Raw genomic sequence first — 6,000 nt, 5'->3', positions numbered from 1 at the left:
TCGTCTCATAGAAGCGCTGGATCAGGGACCGGAGTAGCCCACAGGGTAAGCGGGTAAGCGGGAGTGCAAGGGTTACAGCTGTGCCCGATTAACATTGCCCGCGGGAGCCCCTGTCACGAGGCGGATCAGCTGACCCGGGCGCATCTGCAGGATGTGGAAGCCAAGATCGCCGATCTGCAGGCCATGCGGCAGGCCTTGGAGTAAAAGATCAGTTGGCGGGTACCTGCTGCAGCAGGGCCCGGTAACCACTGCGAAAGTCCGGGTAAATAAAGCGATAGCCGCAGGCCTTGAGGCGGGTATTGCGGCAGCGTTTGCTGCCGCCGCGCCGGGTCGGGCGGGTTTCACTGATCTCCAGGCCCAGTTCGCCGGCCAGCCATTGCGTCACTTCATGCAGGGCGGCGGGCGCATCGTCACTGGCCAGATAGACGGGCTCCAGCGGCTTGTCTAGCAGATGCAGGTCGATCAGGTGCTTAAGCACGCCGGCGCAGTCGTCGCGGTGAATGCGATTGCTGTAGTGGGCTGGTGTCGCCGGTGCACCCAGGCCGCTGCGCACCTGGTTGATCAGCTGGTTACGACCCGGGCCATAAATACCGCTAAAACGTACGACTGAGGCATTAATGCCGCAGCTGAGCGCAAGCTGTTCGGCCTGCAGCATAATGCGGCCGCTGAAGCGCTCGGGTTCGGTGGGGCTGCTTTCATCGACCCAGCTGCCGTCGGCCTGATGATAAACGCCGCTGCTGGAGGTAAACAGCAGCAGGCGCGGCGCAGCCGGCAGTGCGGCCAGTACATTGGCCAGGCCGTCGACATAGGCGGCGCGGTAACCGGCCTCCTCATGGCTGCTGGCCGCGGCGCAGTACACCAGGATATCGCACTCCGGCAGGGCGCCGCTGAGGCTGGCTGGGTTGGTCAGATCTCCCGGGATACCTTGGATGCCGGCTGGCAGCTGGTTTATAGTACGGCGCAGGCCAAACACCTTGTGCCCCGCAGTGGTCAGTGCCAGGCCCAGTGTGCTGCCAACGTCGCCGCAGCCTGCGATCAGAATTTGCTGCTTGTGCATGGGCCCTTCTCCCTGTTGTGCCGGCTGCCATCATAGCAAAGGAATCTTTGGATGACGCTCACTGAGCTGCGCTACATCGTTACCCTCGCCCGGGAACAGCATTTTGGCCATGCCGCTGAGCGCTGTTATGTGAGTCAGCCAACGCTGTCCATCGCTGTCAAGAAACTGGAAGAGGAGCTGGGTATTGCCCTGTTCGAGCGCAGCAAGAACTCGGTGCGCGTGACGCCCACGGGTGAGCGCATTGTGCAGCAGGCGCAGAAGGTGCTGGAGCAGGCCGATACCATCAAGGATCTGGCCCAGCAGGGCAAGGATCAGCTGTGCAGCCCGCTACGGGTGGGCGCGATCTACACCATCGGGCCTTACCTGTTCCCCCATCTGGTGCCGGAAGTGCAGCGGCTGGCGCCGCAGATGCCGCTCTATATCGAAGAGAATTTCACCGAAACCCTGCGCGGCAAGATTCGCAACGGCGATCTGGATGCCATTATTGTGGCGCTGCCGTTCAGTGAGCCCGATGTGCTGACGCGCGCGCTCTATGATGAGCCTTTCATGATGCTGTTGCCGCGCAAGCACCCCTGGGCGAGCCTGGATGCAATCGACAGCCAGCGGCTGGATGAAACCGAGCTGCTGATGCTGGGGGAAGGTCACTGCTTCCGCGACCATGTGCTGGAGTCCTGCCCCACCCTGGCACAGGCGATGCACCAGCGTCATCATCTGACCGAAGGCAGCTCGCTGGAAACCATCCGCATGATGGTGGCTTCGGGCCTGGGCACCAGCGTATTGCCGCAGTCGGCTGTGCAGGGCCACTATCAGTCCGATCTTGTAGTCGTACGCCCGTTCCTGATGCCCCAGCCCATGCGTACTGTGGCTATCGCCTGGCGTGCCAGTTTCCCCCGCCCCAAGGCGATTGATGTGCTGATCGAGTCCCTGAGCCGCTGTCAGCTGGTGACGGCGGACGAGTCTGCATGACAGAACTGCTGTCGGATCTGCCGGTCACCCGGCTCAAGGGCGTGGGGGCGGCGCTGGAACTCAAGCTCGAGCGCCTGGGGCTGCATACGCTGCAGGATTTGCTGTTTCACCTGCCGCTGCGTTACCAGGATCGTACCCGGGTCGTGCCCATAGGCGCGCTGCGCCCAGGCGACGAGTGCGTCGTCACGGGTGAAATCAAGGTGGCGGACCTGATGCAGGGGCGCCGCCGGGCGCTGCTGTGCCGCATGCAGGACGGCACCGGCACCATCAGCCTGCGTTTTTTTCATTTCAGTGCGGCGCAGAAAAACCAGCTGCTGCCCGGGGTTCGGTTGCGTTGCTTCGGTGAAGTGCGCCCGGGGCCCGGCGGACTTGAAATGGTGCATCCCGAGTACAGCCGCATCGAAGGGGATGGCCCGGTAACTGTGGACACCACCCTGACGCCGGTGTATCCGGCGACCGAAGGCCTGCACCAGACACGGCTGCGCAGCCTTGTGACCCTGGCCATGCAATGTTTGCAGCCCGGTGCCCTGCCCGATCTTCTGCCCGAAACATTGCGTCGCCAATGGAAGCTGCCGGGGCTGGATGACTCCATCCGCTATCTGCATCAGCCGCCGGTGGATGCCAACCAGGATCTGCTGCTCGAAGGCCGCCATCCCTGCCAGCGCCGCCTCGCCTTTGAAGAGTTGCTGGCCCACCATCTGACCCTGCTGAATCTGCGCCAGCAGGCGCAACAGCAGGGGGCACCGGCGTTGCCTTACCGTGGCACTCTGGTGAAGCCGTTTCTGGCCGCCCTGGCGTTCCCGCTGACCGGTGCCCAGCAGCGGGTATGCAACGATGTTGCCAGGGATATGGCCAAGACGTTTCCAATGCTGCGCCTGATTCAGGGCGATGTTGGCTCCGGCAAGACCCTGGTGGCGGCGTTGGCCGCCTTGCAGGCGGTGGAGAATGGCGTCCAGGCAGCGATCATGGCGCCGACCGAAATTCTGGCCGAGCAGCACCGTAACAACTTCACCCAGTGGCTGGAGCCACTGGGTATCGAAGTGGCCTGGCTGGCCGGTAAAGTGAAAGGCAAGGCGCGGCAGAAGCAGCTGGCGGCCATTCAGGATGGCAGTGCCCGGCTGGTGGTGGGTACGCACGCGCTGTTTCAGGATGAAGTGCAGTTTCAGGATCTAGGTCTGGTCGTGGTCGATGAACAGCACCGCTTCGGTGTGCACCAGCGTCTCAGCCTGCGTGAAAAGGGGCGCAACGGCGAGCGCGCCCCCCATCAGCTGATCATGACGGCAACGCCCATCCCCCGCACCCTGACCATGAGCGCCTACGCGGATCTGGATTGTTCAATCATCGACGAACTTCCGCCGGGGCGCACGCCGGTGAATACGGTGGTAATTGCCGATGGGCGCCGGCAGGAAGTGGTGCAGCGCGTGAGTCTGGCCTGCGCCCAGGGGCGCCAGGCCTATTGGGTCTGCACCCTGATCGACGAGTCCGAAGCGCTGCAGTGCCAGGCCGCCGAGGTGACCTGTGAAAAGTTGCGCGAAGCCTTGCCGGATCTGCGTATCGGCCTGGTACACGGGCGCATGAAGGCAACCGAAAAGGCCAGCGTGATGGCGCAGTTCAAGGCGGCCGAGCTGGATCTGCTGGTGGCCACCACCGTCATCGAGGTCGGTGTGGATGTACCCAATGCCAGCCTGATGATTATCGAAAATCCGGAGCGTCTGGGGCTGGCGCAGCTGCATCAGCTGCGCGGGCGGGTCGGGCGTGGCAGCCAGGAGAGTTTCTGCGTGCTGATGTATCAGGTGCCGCTGTCGAAGCAGGGCCGCGAGCGCCTGGCGGTCATGCGTGAAACCACCGATGGTTTTCGTATCGCTGAAAAGGACCTTGAACTGCGTGGCCCGGGCGAGGTGCTGGGGACGCGCCAGACCGGCATGATGCAGTTTCGCATTGCCGATCTGAGCCGCGATGCCGACCTGTTGCCAGGGGTGCGCGAGGTCGCGCTGCAGATCCAGCAGGATGCCTCGCTCGGCAGCGCCGTGATAAGGCGCTGGCTGGGTCAGGGCGAGGAATACGGCCACGTCTGAGCCTGGCAGCCTGTCGGACTTAACACTGATCTACTGCGGAAAAGTCGAATTTGATTATTTTATGTACTCTTTCTTGTTAAATAGAACCACTATTCACAAGCTACATCCGTGTAGCTTGCCCGGTGGGCAGCTTACGCTGTGTAAATCGGCTATCCTGCCGATTTATTGCCTTAAAAGAGCTCAAAAACTAACTCAAATCGGTCTTTCCCTCGTGACGACCGGCCAAGCCCGACAGGCTGCAACGGCAGACAATTCAAAGCCGCGGGCTGCTAAACTGATCAGCAGATGCATGCAGTGAGTGACCATGAATAGCCCATCTTCCCTCGCAGGTTCCGAGCTCAGGCTCGAGCTGCCAACGCTGGATCTGTTGCCGCTTGATCTTGGCGCCTATAGACACGGCAATACCGGTGTCGACTATTGCCACCGCTTCGAGTCTGACCGCAGCGGTCCTGATGTCGTCATCATCGGCCTGACCCATGGCAACGAATTTTGTGGCGCCCATGCGTTGTGCGAATTGCTGGAGCAGGACGTACGACCGCTGCGTGGCAGCCTGACGCTGATGTTCAACAATGTGACGGCCTACCAGCGGTTTGATCCGCAGCGCCCCTATGCCAGCCGCTGCGTAGATGAGGACGGCAACAGGGTCTGGTTGCCGGCGCGCCTCAAGCACCCCGACAGCGAAGAAAGCCGCCGCGCCGCCCGCCTGGCGCCACTGCTGCGCGAAGCGGATCTGGTGCTGGATCTGCATTCCACCAGCAATCCGGTGGCACCGATGCTGATCTACCCCGAGTTGCCCGACTGCAGCGCACTGGTTGCCACCCTGGGCTTTCCCTTTGCGCAGCTGCTCTACAAGCTCGGTGGCTATCACCCCGGCATGCTGATTTCCTATGCCATGCAGCACGGCCGCAAAGGCTGTCATGGTCTGGTGGCCGAGTGCGGCTCACACTTTGAGCTCGACAGTGCCCAGCAGGCACATGCGATAACGCGCCGAGTGCTGTATCGTGCCGGCCTGCTGGAGCAGGATGCCCTGATACCGCCCTGGGGCTACGAGCCCGACCACCGCGCCGGGCACTACCGGATTCGGGAAGTCATTGAGGCGCGCACCGAACACTTTCGCTTCAGCCAGCCGTACCGGGGTTTTGAGCGTATTGCGCGGGGCGAAGTATATGCACAGGATACGGGCCCGCTGACGGCGCCTTTCGATAATTGCACGTTGATCATGCCCGCACGCATTCCGGTGTGCGGTGCTGAAGCCGTGACCTTAGCCGAGTTTCTGGGATGATAACGACACTGACGCCAACACAGCTGGACATGATTGCCCGCCAGTTAGGACGCAAACCGCGCGGCCTGGTAGGCATCGCCCATCAGACGGCCGATGGCATCCCCACGGTGCTGCAAATTCGTTCCCTGGTGGACAACCGCCCCTTTCCGACCCTGTTCTGGCTGTGTTCGAAGGATCTGTACCGCGCCATTGCCGAAATAGAGACCTCGGGCTGGGTGAAACAGATTGAACAGGAAATACAGCAGGACGAGACGCTGCGTGAAGCCTTTCGGCTGAATCATGTCAGCTATGTGGCACAACGCTGGCAGCTGATGGATCCGAAGGACCGGGAGCAGATAGAACAACTGGGCTTTACCCACCTGTTCGAGCAGTACGGCATTGGCGGGATTTCGCAGTGGGACAAGGTGCGCTGCCTGCATATGCAGTACGCCCATCACCTCTGTGGCGAGAATGTCATCGGCCAGCGCATGGATGCAGAATTCGGTCTGAATAACCTGAAAATTCGCATCTGAGCTCGGGGACTTCCGGGGCGAACAGCAGGCAACAAAAAATCCGCAGGCCATAGCATGGGCTGCGGATTTTTGTTGCCTGATCAACAGCTGATCAGTTCCTCGGGGAAG

Annotated in this window: 6 protein-coding genes; 5 read left to right on the top strand and 1 reads right to left on the bottom strand. The window is 61.7% G+C overall.

The window, feature by feature from the left end:
• Window positions 1-63: 63 nt before the first annotated feature.
• The gene (locus MRS74_RS02435) at window positions 64-204 is read left to right on the top strand and encodes a MerR family DNA-binding protein (RefSeq protein WP_254578676.1); all 141 of its coding nucleotides are present in this window, start codon (window positions 64-66) and stop codon (window positions 202-204) included.
• A 4-nt stretch (window positions 205-208) separates the two neighbouring features.
• Here the strand turns inward: MRS74_RS02435 and MRS74_RS02430 are convergent, their stop codons facing one another.
• Window positions 209-1,057 carry an SDR family oxidoreductase gene (locus tag MRS74_RS02430; protein ID WP_254578675.1) on the bottom strand — a complete coding sequence of 283 codons (849 nt, stop codon included), beginning with the start codon at window positions 1,055-1,057 and terminating at the stop codon, window positions 209-211.
• Between the two features lie 51 nt (window positions 1,058-1,108).
• Here MRS74_RS02430 and MRS74_RS02425 point away from each other — a divergent pair, with 51 nt between their 5' ends.
• From MRS74_RS02425 to MRS74_RS02410, 4 genes are all read left to right on the top strand, one after another.
• Entirely contained in the window at window positions 1,109-2,023 is a 915-nt protein-coding gene (locus MRS74_RS02425; protein WP_254578674.1) for a hydrogen peroxide-inducible genes activator, read from the top strand.
• Window positions 2,020-4,098 (top strand): ATP-dependent DNA helicase RecG, encoded by a 2,079-nt coding sequence (recG, locus tag MRS74_RS02420; RefSeq protein WP_254578673.1) that lies wholly within the window; start codon window positions 2,020-2,022, stop codon window positions 4,096-4,098. Before MRS74_RS02425 ends, recG begins: the two co-directional genes overlap by 4 nt.
• 304 nt (window positions 4,099-4,402) lie before the next feature.
• Window positions 4,403-5,380, top strand: coding sequence for a M14 family metallopeptidase (locus MRS74_RS02415; protein ID WP_254578672.1), 978 nt, complete (start codon window positions 4,403-4,405; stop codon window positions 5,378-5,380).
• Entirely contained in the window at window positions 5,377-5,892 is a 516-nt protein-coding gene (locus MRS74_RS02410) for a DUF501 domain-containing protein (protein WP_254578671.1), read from the top strand. The genes MRS74_RS02415 and MRS74_RS02410 overlap by 4 nt, the downstream gene beginning before the upstream one ends.
• Window positions 5,893-6,000 lie beyond the last annotated feature (108 nt).

The sequence above is a fragment of the Marinobacterium sedimentorum genome (assembly GCF_024267675.1).
GTDB lineage: Bacteria > Pseudomonadota > Gammaproteobacteria > Pseudomonadales > Balneatricaceae > Marinobacterium_A > Marinobacterium_A sedimentorum.
Note: the sequence above shows the minus strand (reverse complement) of the source record. Positions and strands in the feature narration are given on the sequence as shown.

What these genes read in the sequence shown, in the direction of transcription:
- MRS74_RS02430 (WP_254578675.1), bottom strand. Translation starts at nt 1,057, where the DNA reads ATGCACAAGCAGCAAATTCTGATCGCAGGCTGCGGCGACGTTGGCAGC.
- MRS74_RS02425 (WP_254578674.1), top strand. Translation starts at nt 1,109, where the DNA reads ATGACGCTCACTGAGCTGCGCTACATCGTTACCCTCGCCCGGGAACAG.
- recG (WP_254578673.1), top strand. Translation starts at nt 2,020, where the DNA reads ATGACAGAACTGCTGTCGGATCTGCCGGTCACCCGGCTCAAGGGCGTG.
- MRS74_RS02415 (WP_254578672.1), top strand. Translation starts at nt 4,403, where the DNA reads ATGAATAGCCCATCTTCCCTCGCAGGTTCCGAGCTCAGGCTCGAGCTG.
- MRS74_RS02410 (WP_254578671.1), top strand. Translation starts at nt 5,377, where the DNA reads ATGATAACGACACTGACGCCAACACAGCTGGACATGATTGCCCGCCAG.